This is a genomic window from Mycolicibacter minnesotensis, from assembly GCF_010731755.1.
Taxonomy (GTDB): domain Bacteria; phylum Actinomycetota; class Actinomycetes; order Mycobacteriales; family Mycobacteriaceae; genus Mycobacterium; species Mycobacterium minnesotense.
The window spans coordinates 3,613,630-3,636,763 of sequence record NZ_AP022589.1; the positions used below are offsets into that span (position 1 = coordinate 3,613,630).

General features: G+C 61.7%; 18 protein-coding genes. 13 read left to right on the top strand and 5 right to left on the bottom strand.

Annotated elements, in window-relative coordinates; all coding sequences use genetic code 11:
* The first annotated feature begins 18 nt into the window (after window positions 1–18).
* The 3 genes from G6N09_RS16685 (at window position 19) to G6N09_RS16695 (ending at window position 1,929) form a co-directional block, all read left to right on the top strand.
* The gene (locus G6N09_RS16685; RefSeq protein WP_083025157.1) at window positions 19–309 is read left to right on the top strand and encodes a YggT family protein; all 291 of its coding nucleotides are present in this window, start codon (window positions 19–21) and stop codon (window positions 307–309) included.
* 406 nt (window positions 310–715) lie between these two features.
* Window positions 716–1,525, top strand: coding sequence for a DivIVA-like cell division protein Wag31 (gene wag31 / locus G6N09_RS16690; RefSeq protein WP_083025155.1), 810 nt, complete (start codon window positions 716–718; stop codon window positions 1,523–1,525).
* Window positions 1,526–1,590: 65 nt separating this feature from the next.
* Entirely contained in the window at window positions 1,591–1,929 is a 339-nt protein-coding gene (locus G6N09_RS16695; RefSeq protein ID WP_083025152.1) for a hypothetical protein, read from the top strand.
* A 4-nt stretch (window positions 1,930–1,933) separates the two neighbouring features.
* Here the strand turns inward: G6N09_RS16695 and G6N09_RS16700 are convergent, their stop codons facing one another.
* From G6N09_RS16700 to G6N09_RS16710, 3 genes are read right to left on the bottom strand one after another with little or no spacing between them, the layout of a single operon-like run.
* Window positions 1,934–2,383, bottom strand: a complete 450-nt coding sequence (locus G6N09_RS16700) for a DUF5078 domain-containing protein (protein ID WP_083025316.1) — start codon at window positions 2,381–2,383, stop codon at window positions 1,934–1,936.
* Window positions 2,384–2,403: 20 nt separating this feature from the next.
* A complete protein-coding gene (locus tag G6N09_RS16705) occupies window positions 2,404–5,271 on the bottom strand; it encodes an MMPL/RND family transporter (protein ID WP_083025150.1) in 2,868 nt (955 codons plus the stop codon).
* Complete coding sequence (locus tag G6N09_RS16710) at window positions 5,268–5,714, bottom strand: MmpS family transport accessory protein (protein WP_083025147.1); 447 nt, start codon at window positions 5,712–5,714, stop codon at window positions 5,268–5,270. Before G6N09_RS16710 ends, G6N09_RS16705 begins: the two co-directional genes overlap by 4 nt.
* Before the next feature lie 164 nt (window positions 5,715–5,878).
* On the opposite strand from G6N09_RS16710, the gene G6N09_RS16715 reads away from it, so the two are divergent.
* Both G6N09_RS16715 and G6N09_RS16720 read left to right on the top strand, forming a co-directional pair.
* Window positions 5,879–6,472 carry a TetR/AcrR family transcriptional regulator gene (locus G6N09_RS16715; protein WP_083025313.1) on the top strand — a complete coding sequence of 198 codons (594 nt, stop codon included), beginning with the start codon at window positions 5,879–5,881 and terminating at the stop codon, window positions 6,470–6,472.
* Window positions 6,473–7,242: 770 nt separating this feature from the next.
* On the top strand, window positions 7,243–8,574 hold the full coding sequence (locus G6N09_RS16720; RefSeq protein ID WP_109558898.1) for a lipase family protein: 1,332 nt from the start codon (window positions 7,243–7,245) through the stop codon (window positions 8,572–8,574).
* A 460-nt stretch (window positions 8,575–9,034) separates the two neighbouring features.
* Here G6N09_RS16720 and G6N09_RS16725 read toward each other — a convergent pair whose 3' ends face one another.
* Entirely contained in the window at window positions 9,035–10,102 is a 1,068-nt protein-coding gene (locus G6N09_RS16725) for a LysR family transcriptional regulator (RefSeq protein WP_197745884.1), read from the bottom strand.
* Between the two features lie 236 nt (window positions 10,103–10,338).
* Between G6N09_RS16725 and G6N09_RS16730 the strand changes: the two genes are divergently transcribed.
* The 6 genes from G6N09_RS16730 to G6N09_RS16755 all read left to right on the top strand — a co-directional run bounded on the left by G6N09_RS16730 (window position 10,339) and on the right by G6N09_RS16755 (window position 16,709).
* On the top strand, window positions 10,339–11,553 hold the full coding sequence (locus G6N09_RS16730) for an acyl-CoA dehydrogenase family protein (protein WP_083025142.1): 1,215 nt from the start codon (window positions 10,339–10,341) through the stop codon (window positions 11,551–11,553).
* Between the two features lie 4 nt (window positions 11,554–11,557).
* Entirely contained in the window at window positions 11,558–12,700 is a 1,143-nt protein-coding gene (locus tag G6N09_RS16735; protein WP_083025140.1) for an LLM class flavin-dependent oxidoreductase, read from the top strand.
* An 18-nt stretch (window positions 12,701–12,718) separates the two neighbouring features.
* Window positions 12,719–13,846, top strand: a complete 1,128-nt coding sequence (gene sfnG, locus G6N09_RS16740; protein ID WP_083025138.1) for a dimethylsulfone monooxygenase SfnG — start codon at window positions 12,719–12,721, stop codon at window positions 13,844–13,846.
* A 14-nt stretch (window positions 13,847–13,860) separates the two neighbouring features.
* Window positions 13,861–15,048, top strand: coding sequence for an acyl-CoA dehydrogenase family protein (locus G6N09_RS16745; protein ID WP_083025136.1), 1,188 nt, complete (start codon window positions 13,861–13,863; stop codon window positions 15,046–15,048).
* A gap of 78 nt (window positions 15,049–15,126) precedes the next feature.
* On the top strand, window positions 15,127–16,086 hold the full coding sequence (locus G6N09_RS16750; protein ID WP_083025135.1) for a cation diffusion facilitator family transporter: 960 nt from the start codon (window positions 15,127–15,129) through the stop codon (window positions 16,084–16,086).
* Between the two features lie 17 nt (window positions 16,087–16,103).
* A complete protein-coding gene (locus tag G6N09_RS16755) occupies window positions 16,104–16,709 on the top strand; it encodes a methyltransferase family protein (RefSeq protein WP_083025133.1) in 606 nt (201 codons plus the stop codon).
* A gap of 7 nt (window positions 16,710–16,716) precedes the next feature.
* Here the strand turns inward: G6N09_RS16755 and G6N09_RS16760 are convergent, their stop codons facing one another.
* The gene (locus tag G6N09_RS16760) at window positions 16,717–17,673 is read right to left on the bottom strand and encodes a carbon-nitrogen hydrolase family protein (RefSeq protein WP_083025130.1); all 957 of its coding nucleotides are present in this window, start codon (window positions 17,671–17,673) and stop codon (window positions 16,717–16,719) included.
* Window positions 17,674–18,406: 733 nt separating this feature from the next.
* Between G6N09_RS16760 and G6N09_RS16765 the strand changes: the two genes are divergently transcribed.
* Both G6N09_RS16765 and G6N09_RS16770 read left to right on the top strand, forming a co-directional pair.
* The gene (locus tag G6N09_RS16765; protein WP_197745885.1) at window positions 18,407–20,512 is read left to right on the top strand and encodes a DNA methyltransferase; all 2,106 of its coding nucleotides are present in this window, start codon (window positions 18,407–18,409) and stop codon (window positions 20,510–20,512) included.
* The gene (locus G6N09_RS16770) at window positions 20,513–23,011 is read left to right on the top strand and encodes a DEAD/DEAH box helicase (protein WP_083025127.1); all 2,499 of its coding nucleotides are present in this window, start codon (window positions 20,513–20,515) and stop codon (window positions 23,009–23,011) included.
* The last annotated feature ends 123 nt before the right edge of the window (window positions 23,012–23,134 follow it).

Below are 23,134 nucleotides of genomic sequence, written 5' to 3' on the forward strand. Positions count from 1 at the left end.
CAGTAAGGTCTCACTCCGTTGGCGCTGTTCTTTACGATCCTCGGTATCGCGCTGTTCGTCTTCTGGCTGTTGTTGATCGCCCGAATCGTCATCGAGTTCATCCGCTCATTCAGCCGTGACTGGCATCCGCGCGGTACCACGGTGGTGATTCTCGAGCTGATCATGAGCATCACCGACCCGCCGGTAAAGCTGCTCCGACGCCTCATCCCTCAGTTGACCATTGGGGCAGTGCGTATCGACCTCTCGATCATGGTGCTGCTGCTGATCGCGTTCGTCGGGATGGAACTGGCTCTGCAGCACGCTGCGTGACGCGGAACGGCGCCCGGCGCGACACGTTTGGCCGCGCCGCGAAATAAATCACATTCTGGGTGCGTCGCCGCCTCAGTGCTTTGCTGTCGGGCATCCGGTGGGGCCGATCCGGCCGCGGTGGCCCGCGGTGCTCCGCGAGGCAGGTCCAGCCGGTTTCGGCCCCGGTCAGGGCCGTCGGCGGGCCGCGTTCCCCGGTGGGGACCTCTGATAGCCCTCAGAGCTCCCGTTTGCCAAAGCGTGATTTCTGTGGCAGCAATTTGAAATTCGCTCTTAATATCATTCACATTGCCGAGCGCAGCGGCGGATGTGACAGGATGGACGGCAGTTACACACGGCTAGCGTGTTTCCGGTCGACCTACCCGTGCCCGATCGGCGCTAACTACTACCTGACTCGAGGGGGCAGACGATGCCACTAACACCGGCCGACGTACATAACGTCGCGTTCAGCAAACCGCCGATTGGGAAGCGCGGCTACAACGAGGACGAGGTCGACGCCTTCCTCGACTTGGTCGAGACCGAACTGACCCGGCTCATCGAGGAGAACGCCGACCTGCGCCAGCGGATCAGCGAGCTCGACCAAGACCTGACCGCGGCCCGCGCCGGTGGTGGGTCGCAGCAGCCGGTTCCCTCCATCCCGGTCTACGAGCCCGCCCCCGAGCCGGTGGCACCGCCTCAGCCTGTGGTGGCCGCACAGCCCGGACCGGAAGTGTCCACCGAGGAGCAGCACCTCAAGGCGGCACGGGTGCTGAGCCTGGCCCAGGACACCGCGGACCGTTTGACCGGCACCGCGCGCGCCGAGTCCGAGAAGCTGATGGCCGACGCCCGCGCCAACGCCGACCAGATCCTCACCGAGGCACGTCAGACCGCGGAGACCACGGTCACCGAGGCCCGGCAGCGGGCCGACGCGATGCTGGCCGACGCCCAGACCCGCTCGGAGACCCAACTGCGCCAGGCGCAGGAGAAGGCCGACGCATTGCAGGCCGACGCGGAGCGCAAGCATTCCGAGATCATGGGCACCATCAACCAGCAGCGCACTGTGCTGGAGGGCCGCCTCGAGCAGCTGCGCACCTTCGAGCGCGAGTACCGCACCCGGCTCAAGACCTACCTGGAATCCCAGCTCGAAGAGCTCGGTCAGCGGGGTTCGGCCGCACCGGTCGACAGCAGTGCTTCCGGAGACGGCGGCGGGTTCAACCATTTCAACCGCGGTACCAACTGACCGTCAGAATCGAGCCGCCTCACCGCGGAATCGAGTAGTTCGCCCGTCGGACTGGAGGTGATTCGATGCTGGTCATCGCATTGGTATTGGCGGTAGTCGGCCTTGCCGCGTTGGTGTTCGCCGTGGTCACCAGCAATGCCCTGGTGGCGTGGGTCTGTATCGGCGCGAGCCTGTTGGGTGTTTTGCTGCTGATCGTGGACGGGCTGCGAGAGCGGCGCGCGAACACGCGCCCCGCGCAGGATCCCACCGACGAGGTGGACCCTGAGACGCCCGCCGACGATGACGACAACGTCGAGGTGGAAAGCGCCGACGAGGCCGAGGTGGCGGACTTCGACGCCGAGGCGTCCGCTGAGCTGCCTGAAGCGACCGGCGAGGACGAGCCCGCCGCGCACCCGCTCGACTGACGCGCTAACGCCAGTCCCACACCGACATGTCGCCGGCGGGATAGTTCAGGCAGATTTCTGTGGTGCGCGCGGCCACACCCTTATTGTTGAAGAACAGCTTGGCCCAGTTCGGCCAGCGCCAGGACATGGGCTCGAAGAAGGCGTTGGTGGCGGTGTCTTCGGCGTACTGGCGCCGCCCGGCGTAGTCCATGGCGAAGAACCTGTGGATGCTGTCCTGGGCGGCTTGGCGGTCGGCCACCGGCTTGTTGTGATAGTCGATCATGTAGCGCTCGTAGTAGACGGGTTCGACGTCGCGGGCAGCGGCCATGATCTGCTCTGCCGTGCATGGGGTTCGCAGGATCCGGCGGGGAATCGGATAGTCGTCGGTGGCGTCGGCGGCGGCGACCCCCGCGGTGGCCAGTGCGCCGGTCAGCATTGCGGTGGCGATGGCGGAGCGCAATCCGAAGCCGACCATCCGCGCGGCGACGGCGCGCTTCACTGCACGACCTCTTCGGGTGTGCGCCGAAGGGGCTCGGGCCATTTCGCGGGGATCGGGCGCTGGCGCACCAACTTCGGCCACCAGAACCACTTGCCCATCAGTGCGGCGATCGACGGGGTCATGAACGACCGCACGATCAAGGTGTCGAACAACAGGCCCAGTCCGATAGTCGTGCCGATCTGGCCGAGGATGACCAGCGGGCTGAAGATGAAGGCTGCCATGGTCGCCGAGAACACCAGCCCCGCCGCGGTCACCACCGAGCCTGTGCCGCCCATCGACCGGATGATCCCGGTGTTGAGACCCGCGGGCAACTCTTCCTGGAAGCGGGACACCAGTAGCAGGTTGTAGTCCGCGCCCACTGCCAGCAGCAGAATGATGGCCAGTGGCACCACGACCCAGAACAGGTGAATCCCGAAGATGTACTGCCACACCAGGACCGACAGGCCGACCGATGCGCCCAACGAGACCACAACGGTGCCCACGATGATGGTGGCGGCGACGAGGCTGCGCGTCACGATCACCATGATCAGCAGAATGAGAGCGACCGCGGCCAACGCCGAAATCAACAGGTCGTATTTCATTCCCTCGGAGATGTCCTTGTTGGTCGATCCGATCCCGGCGACGTAGATCTTGGCGTCGGACATCGGCGTCGCCTTGAGCGCGTCGAAGACCGCCTCCTTGATGGCGTTGATATGCGGAATCGCCTGGGGATCGGCCGGATTGCCCTGATGAGTCACGATCATGCGGGCCGCCTTGCCGTCGGGTGACAAGAACAGCTTGAGGCCGCGTTTGAAGTCGGCGTTGTCGAAGGCCTCCGGTGGCAGGTAGAACGAGTCATCGTTTTTGGCGTCATCGAAGGCCTTGCCCATCGCGGTGGCGTTGTTCAGGGCCTCTTCGCTTTGGGCATTGATGCCGCCGGTGGTCGCGAAATTCGACAGCGTGAGTTCGCGGTTGCGCTCCTGGATCGCGATCTGCGGCGGCAACAGGGCCACCAGTTGCGGCTGTAGGGCGTCGAGGTTGTCGAGGCTTGCGGTGATGTCGCCGAACTTCTCGGACAGTTCCGAGATTCCGTCCAGCGAGTCGAATACGGACCGCATTGCCCAACACATCGGAATGTCGAAGCAGTGCGGTTCCCAATAGAAGTAGTTGCGCAGCGGGCGGAACTGATCGTCGAAGTCGGCGAGTTTGTCGCGTAGGGCGTTCATCGTGGTCACGGTGTCGTGGAACGCCTCAGTTTGCTCGTGGGTGACTGTAGCGCTCTGCTGCTGCAGGGCGAGCTGTTGTCTGAGCACCGCGATCGTGTTGTCGATCTCGCCGGCCTGCTTGAGCAGATCGTTGGCCCGGTCCTTCTGGTAGTCCAGGTTCATGATCTGGCTCGCACTGGACGCGCTGATCTGGAACGGAATGGAGCTGTGCGTGATCGGTGTCCCCAGCGGGCGGGTGATCGACTGCACCAGAGCGATTCCCGGCGTGTGGAGCACCGCCTTGGCCGCACGTTCGAGGATCAGCATGTCCGCCGGGTTGCGCATGTCGTGATCGGTCTCGATCATCACCAACTCGGGATTGATCCGCGCTTCGGTGAAGTGCCGTTCGGCGGCCTCCATCCCGACGACACCGGGCGCGCTGGCGGGGATGTAGGGCCGGTTGTCATAGCTGGTGTGGTAGCCAGGCAACGCCAGCAGACCGATGAGTGCGACTCCGCTGGTGACCACCAGGATCGGTCCGGGCCAGCGCACGATGGCGGTGCCGATCTTGCGCCAGCCGCGGGTTCGTTGCGCGACTTTGGGTTCCATCAGTCCGAACCGGGTCGCCATCAACAGCACGGCGGGCCCCAGCGTGAGGGCGGCCGCCAAGGTCACGAGAACACCGACGGCTGCCGGTATCCCGAGGGTCTGGAAATAGGGGAGGCGGGTGAAGCTCATGCATGCGACCGCGCCGGCAATGGTCAGGCCCGAGCCGACCATGACATGGACGGTGCCGCGCCACATGTCGTGGTAGGCGTCAAGGCGCTCCATTCCCTTGCCGCGGGCCTCCTGGTAGCGGCCGACGACGAAGATCGCGTAGTCGGTTCCCGCGGCAATCGCCAACAGCGTCAGCAGATTCGTCGCGTAGGTGGACAGACCGATCACGCCGGCGTGCGCCAGCACCGCCACCACACCGCGGGCGGCGGCGAGCTCGATGGCCACCGTCGCCAACACGATCACCATGGTGGTCAGTGAGCGGTAGACGAACAACAGCATCAGGCCGATGACCAGGAAGGTGATTCCGGTGACCTCGTTGGTGCCCGCGCTGCCGACCTCGAAGTTGTCGGTCACCAGGGGTGAGGCGCCTGTGACGTAGGCGTGGAGGCCGGGCGGAGGTGGCGTGTCGTCAACGATCTTGCGGACGGCGTCGACGGATTCGTTCGACATCGCCTCGCCCTGGTTGCCGCGCAGATAGATCTGCGTCAGGGCCGCCTTGCCGTCTTTGCTCTGTGACCCGCCCGCGGTGAGTGGATCGCCCCAGAAGTCCTGCACATGTTCGACGTGTTCGGTGTCGGCCTGCAGCTTCTTCACCAGGCCGTCGTGGTAGGTGTGCGCTTCGGGGCCGAGTGGTTCATCGCCTTCGAGCACGATCATCGCCGCACTGTCGGAATCGAATTCGTTGAAGACCTGCCCGATGTGCCGCATCGCGAGAATGCCCGGTGCATCCGGGGCGTTCTGCCCCACGGAGCGCTCCCACCCGACGATCTCGAGCTGGGGCGCGATGGTGTTCGAAATCGCGGCGATGGCGATCCAGATCAGCAGGATCGGCAGCGAGAGTCTGCGGATGATCCGGGCTGCCCGCGGGCCTTCGGCCGGGGGAGCGGTGCGGTGCCCGCTCATGCCGTCTTGTCCAAGCAGGCGATGTAGCCGTTGACGTTGTCCGACGAACGTTCGTCTTTGACGATTCCGTTGACGGTGATGCGGCAGCCGATGCTGGTGCCGTCGCCTTGTGCGCGCAGGTCGGCATACATCGTCGGGTCGTCGGTGGTCAGCGTCTGTGACCACGGCAGACGGACATCGGCGACGCGCTGAGGTTGGGCGTTGATGTCCAAGAAGTTGATGGTGGCCACTGTTCCGGGCGTTCCGAATACTTCGAACAGCACGTGTTTGGGGTTGTAGCCGGTGTTCTCCAGGGCCTCTGATCCGGGTCTGGATACTTCGTTGTCGGATCCGAAGATGCCGCGCAGCCGGTCGACGCTGAACCCGACCAGGGCGACCACCACGACCACCACGATCGCCACCCACTGTCGGCGTGCCAATGCGGTTACCGAAAACCTGCTCACAGCAAAGCCCCTCGACGTGCCGGTGACGATCGCGCGATGCAGTGTGGCGATATCGTCGCGTACGGGAGAACGGTACGGTACCGTACGCTGTATCGCAAGGCACTTGACATGCAGACAAATTGCTGCGCAAGCGTGAGGTCTGCGGCGCGGTGGGTAAGGGGTCGATGATTTCCGAGGACAGTTGCGACGAGTCGGCATGCCCGTGGAGTGAGCGGGAGGCTGAGATGTTGGCGATCACGCTGGAGCTGCTGCAGCAGCACGGCTATGACCGTTTCAGCGTCGAGGCGGTGGCGACCACGGCCAAGGCGAGCAAAGCAACCGTGTATCGGCGCTGGCCGACCAAAGCTGATCTGGTGCTGGCGGCAATCATCGAAGGCACCCGTAGCGCGGCCACTCCGCCCAACACCGGCTCGCTGCGCGGCGACCTGCTGGAAATCGGTCGCGCCACCTGCGCGCAGGCGCTGGAGCACATGCGCACCATGCGTGCGGTCCTCAACGAGATGTCGCACAGTCCCGCTCTCCAGGAGGCCATGCAGCAGAAGTTCGTTCTGCAGCGCAGCCTGGTGATCGACGCGGTGTTGGCTGCCGCTGTCGAGCGCGGCGAGATCGAGGCCACGGCGATCAACCACGAGATCTACGACCTGCTGCCGGGCTACCTGGTGTTCCGGGCGCTGGTCGCCGACCGGCCGCCGACCGAGAAAACGGTCCGCGTGGTGGTCGACGATGTGCTGTTGCCCAGCCTGAAGGCTAAAAAATAGTGCGCCGCCGGCAACCTCCGAACCGCTATATATGCAGGGGCACGGTGGAACGCAGGGTAGTGGCACCAGGGTCTCTGGTCACGTCTGACTAGATAGCCAACGGTTGGCCCGCGCGATCGCTCGACTTGGCCCCGTCCGGGCAGGCCGCAGGCGTCACTCCGAGTCAAGAACACCGATGTGGCTTAGTTCGTAGCGACAAAATCGATTACCGAGAAATTTCGGTAATCAGGATTCCCTATCGGCTGATAGTAATTACCGGGCACAACTACGGCGGTATATAGGATTCCCCTTACCCCGCATAGGAGATTTCTATAACGCGGGATTGGCCCGTCTCTATATTCGTCCGATCTTCATTCGGGAAACGTCCCAAGAGATGCGTTGATCAATTTTTCATCATAATGGATCAAATCCGGATTATGGGATGAAACCGCTGGTCAAGAGGTCTTTGGTGGATGGTTGGTGATCACGTTCGGGTCTCTGGTGGGTATCGGCACCGTTATGTTCAGTGCGACAACAGACGCACTCACGTGGTTTCGTCGCCGGCCATGTCGGCAAATCGCGCGGGAGTGCTGGAGAACCAAAATCGTGGTATTTCAGTCGAGTCGACAGTCGCGGGCGATTAGTCGTGGTATCAGCGGCGGTCAACACCCTCTGTTCGGCGAGAAAGGTCTCAAGGAATGCGGGCACAAGTGAAAAAGTGGAACCAGGCCTCCGGCTCTCCGTCTCGGATGCTGCTTGGTCGATCGGCCAGAGCGCGCGGCGCTCAGCTGATGCCAACCCGGCCCGCTGCGGGTGCTCGTCAGACTCTGCGATTGACGGCGGCGCTGGTGGTCGCGTTCATGTTCGGTGTCGTAGCGGTGGTGCCGGCGGGCGTTGCGCACGCAGATGACATCAAGTACGAGCAGTTCTACACTCCGCCCGACCCCCTGCCGTCTGGCAAGCCCGGTGAATTGATCCGTACGGAGCCGTCGCGGCTGGTGCTAGAACCGTCGGGCCAGCTTGGCGCATTTGTCGGCTCCGGCACCCGAATCATGTACCTCAGCACTGATGCTCAGGGCAGGCCGGTGCCGGTGACCGGTACTTATATCGAATCCGACGTGCCCTGGCCCGGCAAAGGATCGCGCCCACTTTTGGCTTACGCCACCGGACCATACGGAGTGGGTGAGCAGTGCGCACCGTCGCGGCTGTTCGATCAGGGCATCCACTTCTCGCAAGGCTTCGACCTGATGTTCAACTACGAAGAGGGTTTCATCGCCACGCTGCTGGCGCGCGGATACTCCATCGTGGTGACCGACGGTGTCGGAGAGGGCATTCACAGCCCCGTCTCGCCTCAGTTCCTGAATCGGGTGGCGGCCGGAACTGCGTTGATCGATGCTGCCCGTGCAGCCCAGAAGCTGCCGGGGACTTCACTGGATCCAGATGGTCCTGTCGCGTTCTGGGGCTGGGCAACAGGAGGGCAGGCCTCGCTGTCTGCGGCTGAACTGGCCTCGACCTATGCGCCGGAACTCAAGGTTGTCGGCAGCTATGCGAATGCCCCGATCACCAATATTCCCGAGGTCATCCCGGCCGTGGATGGCAACTTCCTGGCCGTCCTGGCGGGCTACCTGCTTCGAGGCATCCAGGCCTCCTATCCCGAAACCGAGCAACCGATCTGGGATGCGCTGACGCCACGTGGTGTTCAGATGCTCGATTGGAGTGGACACACCTGCCTGGTGCAGGGCGGCGTGGACTACGCCTTCCGCCATCTGCAGTTCTACTTCAAGGATGACTTGAATCAGATCGCCTCAACCGATCCGTTCAAGAGCATCTTCGCAGCGCAACGCATCGGCAACATCAAACCCACAGTGCCGGTATACATTTCGCACAACCGGTGGGATCCGCTGGCCCCCTACAACGCTGCACACGACACTGCTCGGGACTGGTGCGCCAAAGGTGCCGACGTCCAGTTGTGGACCAACGAACAGCCGCCCTTCCTCAATAAGATGGACGTCAACATCCTGTTGCCGCAGTTCGTTGATGGTGAACGCAGCATGGCGTGGGTCGCCGATCGGTTCAACGGTGTCTCCACCACGCCCAACTGCGGCGAGATCCAGGGGGCGTGAAGCCAGACGCTCACTCCCGCGGCGCAGACACACTGCAGCGTGTCTGCGCCGCGGGGGAATCAAAGAGTTCCGTCGCGACCCCCAGATGGTGACAGGGCTGCCGGCCAGGTCAACACGATAATTCGAAGAAGAGCTTGCCGTATCGGCGGAATTGATTCCGATTCAACTGTCCCTTGGGATCAAGTTCAGGGCAGTACTTTTCGCATGCCCGGATTTCGCAGTCCTACACGTAGCGATCTGCAACTCATATCGCAGTGACGATTGGGCGTCCTTACGGTCTATTAGGCCACCTTATCGCACTTGTGTTGTCTCAGTGAAGAGAATTGTTGCCGCCTCGCCTGCCGCAACAATTCGAAAGGATAAGGCGCACGTTTTCCGGCCTTTAGAGTCACGATGACGGAATACCTCGCGGGCGCGGTCAGCCTAGAGGCTTGGCCAAGCTAGTGATAGGCAAAACCATTCAGATGGCGAGTTGGTAGTCGAGCGCCCGCCGCTGCAACGCGGACTGGAGTGCCCCTAGCGCCTGGGGCACATGCCGAACCGCGCGCGTCTGCATGACGAGCGAGACCGCTGTTGATTCGTCGGCGAGTGGGCGCAGGGTGAGCACTCCGGCGCGCACGAGCGGATCGCCGGCAACCGAGTAGTCCGGCAAGATAGTGACGCCCAACCCCTGGGCCACCATGAGCTTGCCCATCTCGGCGCCGTCCGCGGAGTAGAGAAAGGTAGGCATCTCTGTGCCGAAGAGCCGACGGGCGAAGCGATGCATCGCGTAGCCCGCCCGCATGGCGATAAGGTCTTGCGCGCGGAGCTCATCTGCGCAGATCGCCGTGTTCTGCGCGAGAGCGCTGTCTGCGCGGAGGCAGACGACAGGTCGTCCACGCAGCAACTGCACTGTCGTCAAGTCTGATTCGGGGTCATCGCCGTCGAGCAAATTGGCCAGTCCGAGGTCAAGCGAGCCCTCCCGAAGTGCCCGGTGGATGTCTTCCTGAATCGCAGTCAGAACCTCAACCTGGGTCCCGACGCGCTGGGCCTGAAGTGCCTCTATCGCGGGCAGCAACAACGGCACCGTCGCGCCCCCGACCGTCCCGACGCGCAGCATCCGACTGGTGCGTTGCTGTTCGCTTGCGGCAGATCGGAGCCGGTCGACGGCCTCCAGAATGTCGACGATGTGGGGCAGTAGTTCCCGACCGTCGGCGCTGATCCGAGCGCCCGACCGCTGCCTGTCCAGCAGAGTCACACCAAGCTCGGACTCCAAGTTGCGCAAGGTTTCACTCAGTGCCGGTTGCGATATCTTCAGGGACTCGCCGGCCCGCCGCAGCGATCCCAGCCGCGTGACCGCGGCGACGTACTCCAGCTGTTTGATGCGCACTCGTGCAGCATAGTCCAGCTGCTGAGAGGTTTCTCCTATCGAATTGGGCCGATCGGAATCGGTGCCGCTCCGCATTCTTCTTGACCGGCGCACCTCGTGGCTGAACTCTGGAGCCTCGCCGCCACCTCGTATTTCCATTCGCAGCATCATCGAATTCATTGATCGACGTACCGAGCGCGGTAAATTGCCAAGTATCGCCACCCTGTGACTCGTTAGAATCAGCATGATGCTTAGGTTGGATCATGCTAAATGAATGGTCACAGCTCTAAGTGGTCGATCGGCTCGATCCGCGGGCTGCGACAGGCGGCATTGCCTGTCTCTATATTCGGCGGAGTATTACCTGATCCGCCACTGGCTCTTTGCCTGTGGTTGCACTAAGCCCTGGGAGTCGAGCTATGTCTGTCATTACCGCCAACGCCCCTGCCGTCGCTGAAGTTCTTGCCCGCGTGCTGGCCACCGCGGATCGTGTCGCTGACGAGCTGCGCCAGACCGCCGCTGCTCGGGACAAGGCCAACGCCGCACCCCGCGCAGAGATCGAGTTGTTGCGCCGCAACGATCTGCTTCAAGTGCAGGAGCCGGTCGAATACGGTGGCTCGGGGCTCAGCTACCCGCAGGCCTCCCAGGTGACACGGCGGATCGCCCGAGGCGATACATCGATCGCCCATCTCCTCGGATACCACTTCGCCCAAACCCGCATCGCCAGCTTGTTCGGGACCCCTGAGCAAGCTGATGAGCTCTCACGCCGCAATGGGTCCGAGAAGCTGTTCTGGGGCGGGATCCAGAATCCTCGTGGCGGCTCTGACCTCGTTCTGACCCGCGACGGCGATGGCTTCCGTCTCAACGGCAGCCGGACCTTCGCCAGCGGTGCGAGCACCGGCGACCAGCTCTCTGTGACGGCGTCGTTGGATGGCTCACTGGTATTCCTGTCGCTGGACGTGCGCGGTGGCCGTCAGGGATTCACGTTTCTTGACGACTGGGACAACATCGGTCAGCGGCTGACGGACTCGGGTGGCGTACGCATCGTCGATGCGCGGATCGAGCACCAGGAGGTGCTCGGCGAGGAGCCTTTTGGCAGTGCGGATCTCACGCCGTATCAGACTCTCGTAACGCCGCACTGGCAGTTGGCATTTGTGAACTTTTACGTCGGGACCGCCGAGGGTGCGCTGACAGAGGCCTTTGATTGGACACGCGCCTACGCGTCGCCGTGGGAATCCTCGGGCGTCGAGCGCGCCACCGATGACCCCTACATCCTGCAGACCGTAGGCGAACTCGTCAGTGAGGTTCGGGCCGCTGCGCTGCTCGCCGACCGCGCCGGCGATGCCTTGCAGGCTGCCCTCGACATCGGTCCATCGCTGACCGAGGATCAGCGGGCAGAAGCGGCCATCGCCATCTACGAGGCCAAGTATCTGTCCACCAAGGTGGCCCTGGACACGGCCAGCCGACTTTTCGAGATCCAGGGCGCCCGTGCGACGACCAGCAAGTACGGATTTGACCGGCATTGGCGCAACCTGCGCACCCACACGGTGCACGATCCGGTGGCGTACAAGGCCAAAGAGGTTGGTGACTGGGTTCTCAACGCCCAGCGCCCCGAGTTCTCGCTGTATCGGTAGACCGATGGCCATCACATTGCATTGGTTCCTGCCCACCAACGGCGACTCACGCAGTGACCTGAGCCTCGGCAACGCGGTTGGCGAAGCAGGCAGCCGGGTGGATTCCTTCGGCGCGGATCGGGCCCCTGACCTTGACTATCTCAGTCTGGTGGCCGGCGCCGCGGAGCAGCTCGGGTTCACTGGAGCGCTGACACCCACCAGCAGTTGGTGTGAGGACGCCTGGGTATTCACCGCCGCGCTGACCCAACGCACCGAACGGTTCAAGTATCTGGTGGCATTCCGCCCGGGACTGCAGGCTCCGACGCTAGTGGCGCAGGCCGCAGCGACCTACCAGCGGATCTCGCAGAATCGGCTGCTGCTCAACGTTGTTACCGGCGGTGACGACGTCGAGCAGCGCCGGTTCGGCGACTACCTGGGTAAAGCGGAGCGCTACGAGCGCGCGGCCGAATTCCTCACCATATTTCGGCAGTTGTGGTCTGGGCAGTCGGTGACGTTCACCGGAAAGCACCTGTCGGTTGAGGATGCGACCATTGTTCCCGCCGCCGCGTGGCCTGATATCTACCTCGGCGGCTCGTCCTCTGAAGCGCTGGATGTCGCCGCAGAACATGCCGATGTCTATCTGACCTGGGGAGAGCCTCCCGCGCAGGTTGCGGAGAAGATCGACGCGGTGCGACGCCGCGTGAAGAACCTCGGCCGAGCGCGGGCGGCTGCGGGCGACTTGCGATTTGGGATCCGACTACACGTCATCAGCAGGCAGACGGAAGAAGAGGCCTGGGCACAGGCCAACCGGCTGCTGTCCGGCTTGGATCCTGACCAGATACGCCGCGCTCAACAGATTCAGCGCAACTCACAATCAGAGGGGCAAAGGCGGATGTCCGCGCTACACGGCGGCAGCACCGACAACCTAGAGGTATCGCCCAACTTGTGGGCAGGCGTCGGGTTGGTCCGCGGAGGCGCCGGCACAGCGTTAGTCGGCAGCCACGAACAGGTTGCCGATCGTATCGCCGAATACCACGAGCTGGGCCTCGATGAGTTCGTCTTGTCCGGCTATCCGCACTTGGAAGAGGCCTACGCCTTCGGCGAAGGAGTCATCCCCATTCTTGCCGACCGTGGGCTCCTTGCCGACCGTCCTGCCCGTTCCAGTTAGCTTCGCGAGGAGACCGTTATGCCAACCGATCCCACTACACCCCTGAGTTTCGCGTACTGGGTACCCAACGTCAGCGGTGGGCTGGTGACATCCACTATCGAGCAACGCACCGACTGGAGCTATGACTACAACGTCGCGTTGGCGCGGCTGGCGGAGGAAGCTGGCTATGAGTACGCACTGACCCAGGTGCGCTACACCGCCAGCTACGGAGCCGAATACCAGCAAGAATCAACCAGTTTCAGCTTGGCGCTGCTCTTGGCCACTGAACGACTGAAGGTGATCGCCGCCGTCCACCCTGGTCTGTGGCAGCCCGGCGTGTTGGCCAAGTGGGTGGCAACCGCCGACCATCTCTCCAACGGCCGCGCTGCAGTCAACGTCGTTAGCGGATGGCTCAAGGACGAGTTCACCAAACTGGGAGAGCCCTGGCTCGAACACGACGAACGGTACCGGCGCAGTGCCGAATTCATCCAGGTGCTCAGAGAGATCTGGACCGAGGAACGAGCCAACTTCGCCGGCGATTTCTACCGAATCCGTGATTTCAGCCTCAAACCGAAGCCACTGTCGTTGCCAGACCGACCCCACCCGGAGATCTTTCAGGGTGGCAACTCCACGGCAGCCCGCCAGAACGGGGGCCGCTACTCCGACTGGTACTTCTCCAACGGCAACGACTTCGACGGCGTCAGCCAGCAACTTGCCGACCTCCGCAGGATCGCCGCGGAGGCGGGCCGCACCGAGGGGCCACGGTTCGGGCTCAACGGATTCGTGATTGTTCGCGACACTGAGGCTGAAGCACGAGAGCAACTGCGCGAAATCGTCGCGAAGGCCGACAGGCCCGCGGTCGAAGGGTTCGGGGCAGCGGTCAAACAAGCTGGTGCCGCCACGTCCGATCAACGTGGAATGTGGGCCGACTCCAGCTTTGAAGATTTGGTTCAGTACAACGACGGGTTCCGCACCCAACTGATCGGCACCGCTGAACAGGTCGCCGAACGCATCGTCGCGTACCGCAGGCTGGGCGTTGATCTGATCCTGACGGCTTTCCTGCACTTCCAGGAGGAGCTTGAAGCCTTCGGAAAGAAGGTGTTGCCGCTCGTTCGGGAATTGGAGGCCGCCGAAGTCAACCGGCCCGCGGTCTTCACGGCATCTTGACCGGGGCAGAACCTGTGACGAGAAGGACACACGCGGAAGTCGTCGCCACAGCCGAACAATTCGCCAGCGCAGTGCGGTTCAGCGCCGCTGACCGAGATCGGGCCGGGACGGTTCCGCGAGCTGAGGCGGCTCAGTTCGATGATCTCGGTCTACCGGCTATCACGGTTCCCGTCGAAGACGGTGGGGACGGGCTCGGACCTCGCACCCTGGCCGAGGTGATCAGGATCATCGCGGCAGCCGATCCCGCGTTGGCCCAGATTCCGCAGGGCCACTTCCTGGCCATCGACATCCTGCGGCTACTGGGGACTTGGCAGCAGCGGGCCCGGATCTTTCCGGCAGTGGTCAAAGGTGCACGCGTCGCCCCCGTGCTAGCTGAGCGCGGCGGTCACCATGCGCAAGACCTCAAAACTCGCTTGGTTGCCGACGGCACCGGCTGGCGGATCGAGGGGGTCAAGTACTACTGCACCGGGGCGATTACCTCGCAGTGGCTGGCGGCCAGCGCGTTGGATCCCGACGGTCGCCTCGTTCTCGCTTTCGTCGAACGCGACACCCCTGGTGTGACCATTGATGAAGATTGGGCCGCCATGGGTCAGCGCTCGACCGTGAGCGGAACCACCACGTTGGACGGCGTGGTCGTGGATCCCGACCTCGTCGTCCCTTACTGGTCAGCGTTCGAGAGGCCGCAGTTGCTCGGTGCGCGTGCCCAGCTTGTCCACGCATCGATCGAAGCAGGCATTGCCGAAGGTGCCCTGGCTGAGGCCGCCGAGTTCGTTCGCACCCGTTCGCGCCCATTCTTTGAGGCTGTCCGACACGGACAAATCAATGCGGCCAGCGAAGACCCCCATATCCTGCTGCGATTCGGTGAACTTGCCACCCGAACCCGTGCCGCAATCCAATTATTACGCTGGGCTGCAGACGAACTCGAAGACGCCGAACTCGCGCCAGGTGACCCGAACACCGCAGGCCATGGCTCGATCGCGGTCGCCCAAGCCAAAGCGTTCGCCAGCGATGTGGCTGTCGATGTTGCCAGCCAGATCTTCGCATTGACTGGGGCCAGCGGAACCGACCGTCGTTACGACCTTGACCGACACTGGCGAAACGCCCGCACCCATAGCGTGCATGACCCCGTCGATTGGAAATACCACCACATCGGAGCATGGGAACTGGCCGGGGTGCCACCACCCAACCACGGTCAAATCTGACGGATGTCCGGGTCGGCCGGAGCTTGCACCGATCGGCCCCTACTTGCACATATAGTGATATATGCATATATTTTGGTCATGGCAAATCGCGGGGAAGTGGCGGCAGGGGCCTCCGGGCACGCTCACGCGCATACATCGCCCGACAGTGACCGGCGCTGGCTGACCGGTGCCTTGGCAGTGATCGTCGTGTTCATGCTCGGCGAAATCACGGTTGGTGTGCTGGCCGGCTCGTTGGCGTTGCTCTCCGATGCAGCGCACATGCTGACCGATTCCGCGTCGATCGTGTTGGCGCTGTGGGCGATTCGGCTGGCCGCCAGGCCCGCTGCGGGGCGTATGACCTATGGCTGGAAACGGGTCGAGATTCTGTCCGCGCAGGCTAACGGTGTGACCTTGTTGGTGCTGGCGGCGTGGCTGGCCTATGAGGCCATTCGTCGCCTGGTCCACCCGCCCGAGGTCACCGGCGCCCTGGTGCTCATCACGGCGCTGTGCGGGATCGTCGTGAATCTCGCCGCGACCTGGATGATCAGCCGCGCCAACCGCTCCAGCCTCAATGTCGAGGGTGCCTTCCAGCACATCCTCAACGATCTGTTCGCGTTCATCGCGACCGCCGTGGCCGGAGTGGTCATCGTGACCACCGGGTTCGCGCGCGCCGACGCGATCGCCACGCTGGTGGTCGTGGTGTTGATGATCAAGGCCGGCGTCGGGCTGGTGCGCGCCTCCAGTCGGATCTTTCTGGAAGCGGCCCCGCTCGACCTGGACCCGGCCGCGATCGGGCGCGAGATGGCCACGCAAGACAGCGTCCTCGAAGTTCACGACCTGCACATCTGGGAGATCACGTCGGGCTCTCCAGCGCTCTCGGCGCATGTTCTCGTCCCGCCGGACAGCGACTGCCACGCTGTGCGCGCCGATCTGAACCGGTTACTGACAACGAGTCACAACATCGAACACTCGACCTTGCAGGTCGACCATGCCCAGTCCGGCGCCGGCGCGCACTGCGACCACCCCCACGGCCCGAGCCACCGGGCCGACCACCGCTAACTCCAGGAGGTTTTGTCATGGCTGCCACCGCGATCGTGCTCTACGTCGTCTTCGTCGCGCTCGGATTCGGCTGGCGCAGCTGGGTGCAGTACCGCCATACCGGCAGCGCCGGATTCCGCGGCGTCAGCGGACGTCCCGGCTCGCCCGAGTGGCTGGCCGGTGTCGGATTCGTCGTTGCGATGATCGCCGGCATCGCCGCCCCCCTGTTGCAGCTGAGCGGGATACTCGCACCGATTCCCCTGTTGCACACGCTCGGAGTGCAGGCGGCCGGTACGTTCCTTGCGCTGGCCGGCATAGCGGCGACCCTCTACAGTCAGCGTGACATGGGGGAGTCCTGGCGCATCGGGGTTGACGCCGACGAGACCACCGCCTTGGTGCGCCACGGCGTGTTCGCGCGGGTGCGCAACCCGATCTTCACCGCCATGCTGACCTTCGCCGCCGGCATCACCCTGATGACCCCTAACCCGCTGGCTCTCCTCGTGTTCGGGGTTCTGCTGGTCTCGATCGAACTGCAGGTCCGCGTGGTTGAAGAGCCTTACCTGGTGCGCACTCACGGCGAGGCCTACGGCAACTACCGCAGCGCTGTGGGCCGGTTTGTGCCCGGGGTAGGGCGGGTGGGATGAATCGGCTTTACGTCGCTAGAGCGTCAGATGCGGTGGCCGACGTCGGCGCCGAGGCGACTGCGCTGCGGGCGCTGTTGTCGACGGTGAGGGTGAACACGTCCGGTCGGGAGTAGTGGCCGGTGACGTCGAGGTCGTATTTCCCGCGGACCTGATCGTCGAGATCGAGATCGGCCACCAGCAGTGCTTCCGCGCCGTAGACCGGCCCGGCGAGCACCTCGCCGAGCGGGGAGACGATGACGCTGCCGCCGCGGATCAGCTCGCCCGGCACCGGCTGCGGATCATGGTTCTGATAGTCCTCGGGCAGGTCGGCGGTGCTCAGGTACTGGCAGGCGCTGAGTACGAAACACCTTCCCTCATAAGCGATGTGCCGCATGGTCGACTGCCAGATGTCGCGGTCATCGACCGTCGGTGCGCACCACAACTGCACGCCCTGCTGATAGGTGGCGAGGCGGAACTGGGGCATGTAGTTCTCCCAGCAGATCGTCGCGGCGAACCGGCCGGAGGGGGAGTCGAAGACCTCGATCGTCGAACCGTCGCCCTGGCCCCAAATGAGCCGTTCACTCCCGGTCGGCATGAGTTTGCGGTGCTTGCCCAGCAACTGCCCGTCGGGGCCGAAATAAACCGCCGTGCAATACAGGGTGCCACCGTCGCGCTCGATCACACCCACCACGATCGTCATCCGCGACCGGCGCGCTAGCTCGCCGATCCGCTGGGTCGCCGGGCCGGGCACCGCCACCGCTGACGAGCAGTAGCGCAGGTAATCTTCGCGACCAGCCGGGGTGCGAGACCCCACGACCGCGCCGAACGACAGCCCCTTGGGGTAGCCGCCCACGAAGGCTTCCGGAAACACCAGGAACTCGACCCCCGCCGCCTTCGCACGGTCGACGAACGTCTCCAGCTTGGCCAGGGTCGCGGCGGTGTCGAACAGCACCGATCCGACCTGTGCAACCCCGGCTTTTGGCATATTGGTCCTCCCGATTGGTACCCCAATCGTAGGAGGTGCCAGGTGTGAGCGGATGCGGTGAGGCCGCCGTGACACGTAGAGATTCGTGCCGGGCCTCCTGGCCCAGGAAACAGAAAGGCCCCGGCACGCGCCGGGGCGATCCGTCATTGATGAGCTGACTCATCACACTGTGTCCGAGGGGGGACTTGGCCACCTGCGACACGGGTTGAGATCTTTCAACTGAGTTGACCATCGCCTCGGATTGATGAAGGGGCGTCCGCGGGCCTGGTGGCAACCTCTTCGGGTTCGACCAGGCCCGGCGCAGTGATGCCCGGTCGGGTCTTATTGCTTACAGTCCCGCATTCGCTGGATTCGGGCAGCTACACGCTTGGACTGCTGGGTTCCGTACCTGCGAATCGTGTGCCGTCGTCTCACCGAGGGTGGATACGGCGACGACGAACCGTGGGACGGTGGTTATCGCTGCTGGCCCGTGTCGATGCCTTGGGCGACGCTTTGCGATGATGACCATCCGCAGGAAAGCCCTGGCGATCGGCCCATTCCGGTGGGCGAACCGCCCCCGATGGCGTTCCGCGGGTCTTCTACCGGGGTCGGGACGCGGCTGATAGCCGCCGTGGTATGCCTGACCGATTTTGAGTCGAACGCACTAGACGTCGGGGGTTCCAGGTAGCGTGACGGTTCGTTCGGCAAGCTGGTGTGGCGATGGCCACTGCTGTCTGGGGGGCGGGGATACACGGTGGCTCACATTGACGCCCTTATCGATAAGGTTGCTGATCCAGCGTTGAGGCAGGCGCTTCGCGAGCAGGTCGATACGATGCTGACAAAACAGTCGTTTGGCCTGGTATTTCAAGCGCACAAGCCGGAGACGGTCGAGATTCCCCATTTTAGGGTGCGCAGGGGCTGCAAGGTCCGCATCAAGTCTGAAGCCCGTCAAGATCTCTACGAAGTCAAGAAAGTCACGCGAGGTGTGGCAAGGGTGGCTTCGCTCACTGATGAACCCGAATTCTGGGACGTCGATGTAGCAGACCTAGTGGTGGTCCGCGAGTTCGGAGAGCCAATCTATCCAGGGCTGATCTCGACCGGCTTAGTCAACAACGGGGGTAACAAACCTCCACACTTGGTTATCAATTCCGAGAATTTTCACGCGCTAGAAGCTTTGCTCTATACGCACGAAGGCAAATTTGATGCAATTTACATCGACCCACCGTATAATTCTGGCGCACGCGATTGGAAATATAACAACGACTATGTCGACAGCGTCGATCAATATAGACACAGCAAGTGGCTTGCGATGATGCAGCGGCGCCTTGATCTCGCGAGTCGGCTTCTCAGGCCCGAGAACTCAGTGTTGATCGTAACGATTGATGAGAAAGAATGTGTCACGCTTGGGATGCTGTTGGAGCAGGTTTTCCAGCAGGCGCGGATCCAGATGGTGTCGATCAGCATAAACCCTGCCGCAGTGGCCCGAAATGGTATGTTTGGGCGGGCGGATGAATATGCATACTTCGTCATGTTCGGCGAGGCCGGCCCCCAACCGCTTGCGCTTGGCCCTGAGTGGATCACAACCAAGGGTCGGACTCATCTCGGTGCAATCCGATGGGACCTTTTGCGCAAATCAGGCTCCAGCCCATTGCGACAAGGCCACCCCGGCACCTTTTATCCAATTTTTTTAAGGGCCGATGGCAGCGCTATCCATAGCATCGGGGATATCTTGGATGTGGGTCAAGACCGTGCCACGGTGGTGGCACCGCCGGGAACAATTGCCGCTTTTCCGATCCGCAAAGATGGAAGTGAGGGTCGATGGGCAGTCGGACCGCGTGTCGCCCGTAACATCTGGGCCGATGGTCATCTCAAACTAGGTACTTTCAGCGGCGAGAACACACCGATTTACTACCTTGCCCGCGGCGAACGGGCGAAGATCAAACAAGGTATCTACACAGTGATCGACCGCGCCGCGGACGGGTCAGTCGTGACCGATCTGCTTGAGACTACTGATCGTTATTTTGTCCCGGGAACTCAGTGGAGAATTCCGAGTCATGATTCCACCCAATACGGATCTCGTTTACTCCAACGGCTTATACCCGGCCGACGTTTCCCGTTCCCAAAATCGCTATATGCGGTTGAGGACTGCCTACGGTTCTTCATTGCAGATAAGCCCGATGCGGTCGTCCTAGACTTCTTCGCTGGATCTGGCACAACCATGCACGCAGTCGCCAGGCTGAACCGCCAAGACGACGGACGAAGAAGAACGATTTGTGTAACCAACAACGAGGTGTCTGAAGCAGAGGCGAATCTACTCACCGAAAAGGGATTCGAGCCTGGTGACCCTGACTGGGAGCAGCTGGGAATTTGCGAACATATTACCAAACCGAGGGTGCGGTCCGCGATTACTGGATTGACACCCGACGGCGATCCGATAGCTGGCGACTACACCTATGTAGATGAGTTTCCCATTGCGGAAGGTTTCGCGGAGAACGCAGAATTCTTTGATCTAACATACGAAGATCCCGATCTCGTCAGTCTGGGGCGCAATTTCGAGGTTATCGCGCCGCTGTTATGGATGAAAGCTGGCGGGACTGGAACGCGCATTGAGAAACCGAGTGAGACATGGGTTGTACCGACAGGTGCATTCTATGGTGTGTTGTTTAAGACCGACTTGTGGCGCGAGTTTGTAGATGCAATCACGGAGCGCGCTTCCGAAATCAAGCATGCGTTCGTGGTGACCGACTCCGAAGCGACCTTCCAGCAGATAGTCAGTGGACTTCCCAGCAATGTCGATGCGACTCAGCTCTACAGCGACTACCTGCGCAGCTTTGAAATCAACACGAAGGGGCGTGCCTGAGTGAGATACACGCTGAAAGATTACCAACTTTCGTCTTCTACTGAGATCGTCAAGGCGCTTCGCCGTGCTGGAGCGGCTTGGGAAGCGGATAACGACGATTATTGGTCAGTGATCCTAAGCGCACCAACCGGTGCCGGCAAGACCGTTATCGCTGCGTCAGTTATCGAGACGTTATTCGATGGCTCATCGACTTTTGCAGAAGATCCGCTTGCGACCGTCTTATGGGTCACAGATGATCCGGCGCTTAATGAGCAAACTAAACGTAACATGCTCCAGGCTTCGTCAGTATTGGGACCGAGCCGATTAATAACAATCGATTCCGGCTTCGATGAGCCAGTATTTGGAGCACGCCAGGTCTATTTCCTAAATATCCAGAAACTTGCTCGTAGCAATCCGTTGTCGCGTGGCAATACGAATGGTCGAACCTATTCCCTATGGTCGACGATTTCGAACACAATAACCTCTAACGGTTCACACTTCTACGTTGTCATCGACGAGGCGCACCGTGGCATGCGCAATGAGGGAGACCGTAGGACGATAGTTTCGCGAATTATCAACGGCCAAACGGGCATTAATCCACCGGCGCCAACGGTGTGGGGGATCAGCGCTACGCCCGAGCGTTTCATGGCAGCAATCGAGCGGTGGGAAGTTGAGCGTACCAATAAGCCAGTAACCGTTCCTCTAGAGGACGTTCGGGCCTCGGGCCTGCTCAAAGACAAGATTATTCTGGATAATCCTTCCGCAGGTCAGGCGGAAGGAGACACGACTCTCACGCGGGCCGCGGTCAAGCAGACGCTTCAGTTCGAGGAGGACTGGAATAAGTACGCGCTGGCCCAAAATGAGCCGCCAGTGCTACCCGTGCTTGTCGTCCAAGTTCCGAATACGCCTAGTGATGGAGAGATGTCTGAGATTCTCGGTGCGGTTTTCGGTGCGTGGGAGGGCTTAAAGGATAGAAACGTCGTCAACACTTTCGGAGAACATACTGCTATAAGTGTGGCCGGGCACACGATTGGATATATGGCTCCGCAGGATATCCAGGACGATCTGGATGTGAGGGTCGTGCTCTGCAAAGATGCCATTTCGACCGGTTGGGATTGCCCGCGTGCGGAGGTCCTCGTTTCGATGCGGCGGGCCCAGGACTATACCTACATTGCGCAGCTTATCGGTCGTATGGTGCGCACACCGCTTGCCCGTCGGATCGCGACGGACCAATCGTTGAACGATGTCCACTGCTATCTGCCGCGATTCGATAGTCAGCAGGTACAAGAGATCGTGACTCGATTCGCGGAAGGCAGGAGTGATGAGCCACCGGTGGAGGTGGTTACGAATGCTGTCCGCGTGTGGCGGAACGAGACTCTTCTACCGGAACTGTTTGATATGACCCAGGCCCTTCCGACATACGTTGTGCCGGGGAAGATTTACCGAAGTCAGATTTCTCGTCTGACAACGTTGGCAACGCTCCTTTCTGGCGATCACATAGTTGAAGATGCGCTCGCTCAGGTCCGTATGCAGCTAAACGGTGTCTTGGCGATCCAGCGTCAAGGGCTTGAGAGCGATGGAACATTCGAAAAAGCCCTGCAAAGACTTCGGAGCCTCAGGGTAGAAAGAAGCTACGCGTTGTTAGCCGCTGAGTCGATGGACGACCTGCCGCCTGAAGTTTTGTACGATATGGACCGAGATGATAACAATATCGAAGATCTATACCGGGTCGCAAAACGAAAGCTACCTGAGGGTGTTGCATCGAGCTACTGGAACGATCTCGTAATTTCCCAGGGTGACGATGATTACGATCCGATCGAGGCAAAAGCTGTCACTGCAGCGCTAGCGCTCCACCCAGAGGTTATCGAAGCAGTGGAGGCAGCAGCCGAACATCAAGTGCGCACGTGGTTGCGAGTCCATCAGCCATCGATATCGAAACTTCCGGATGCCCGAAAGGTTGTTTACGAGCCTGTCAAGAGGGAGACACGAGAGCCTGAATTGAGCGACCTAGTGCTGCCCGAGACGAAGGTAGTTTCAGATGCTGACGAGCGCTGGGCCAAACATCTATTATGTGATGAAAAGGGCGAGTTCCCCAGCGCTTTGAAAGGCTGGGAGCGGAAAGTACTTGTACGTGAGTTAGCTGATAATGACTTGATTGGTTGGTATAGAAACCCCACGGGCGGCTCTTCGTCATTGCGTGTGCCGTACCGCTCAACTCAGTTTGACCGGGCGATGTACCCGGATTTCATTCTTTTCCACAGAACAGACGAAGGGGTCAAGGCTTCCATAGTTGACCCTCACGGCTTTCACCTCTCAGATGCCAGTGCAAAGCTAAAAGGTCTGGCCCGGTACGCGGAGGTTCACGAGGCGAAGTTCGGAAGGATCGAGGCGGTAGCCGAAATAGACGGCGTTCTGCTTGCGCTCGACCTCCGATCGGCTGCTATACGCGGCGCGATTCGAGAAGTGGGTGAGGGTGGCGTGCGTGCTCTGTTCGAAGGCCATGCGGGCCGGTATAGCTAGGAGCCCTTAGGGGAATTCAAAGAGCCTCAACGCTATTCGACCAGGGGCTCGCTCGCACCGCTTCACTCGTGGTCACCGGGTGCAGTTCAGTCTTGAGCGCTACTTGATACCAGTAGAGAAAGT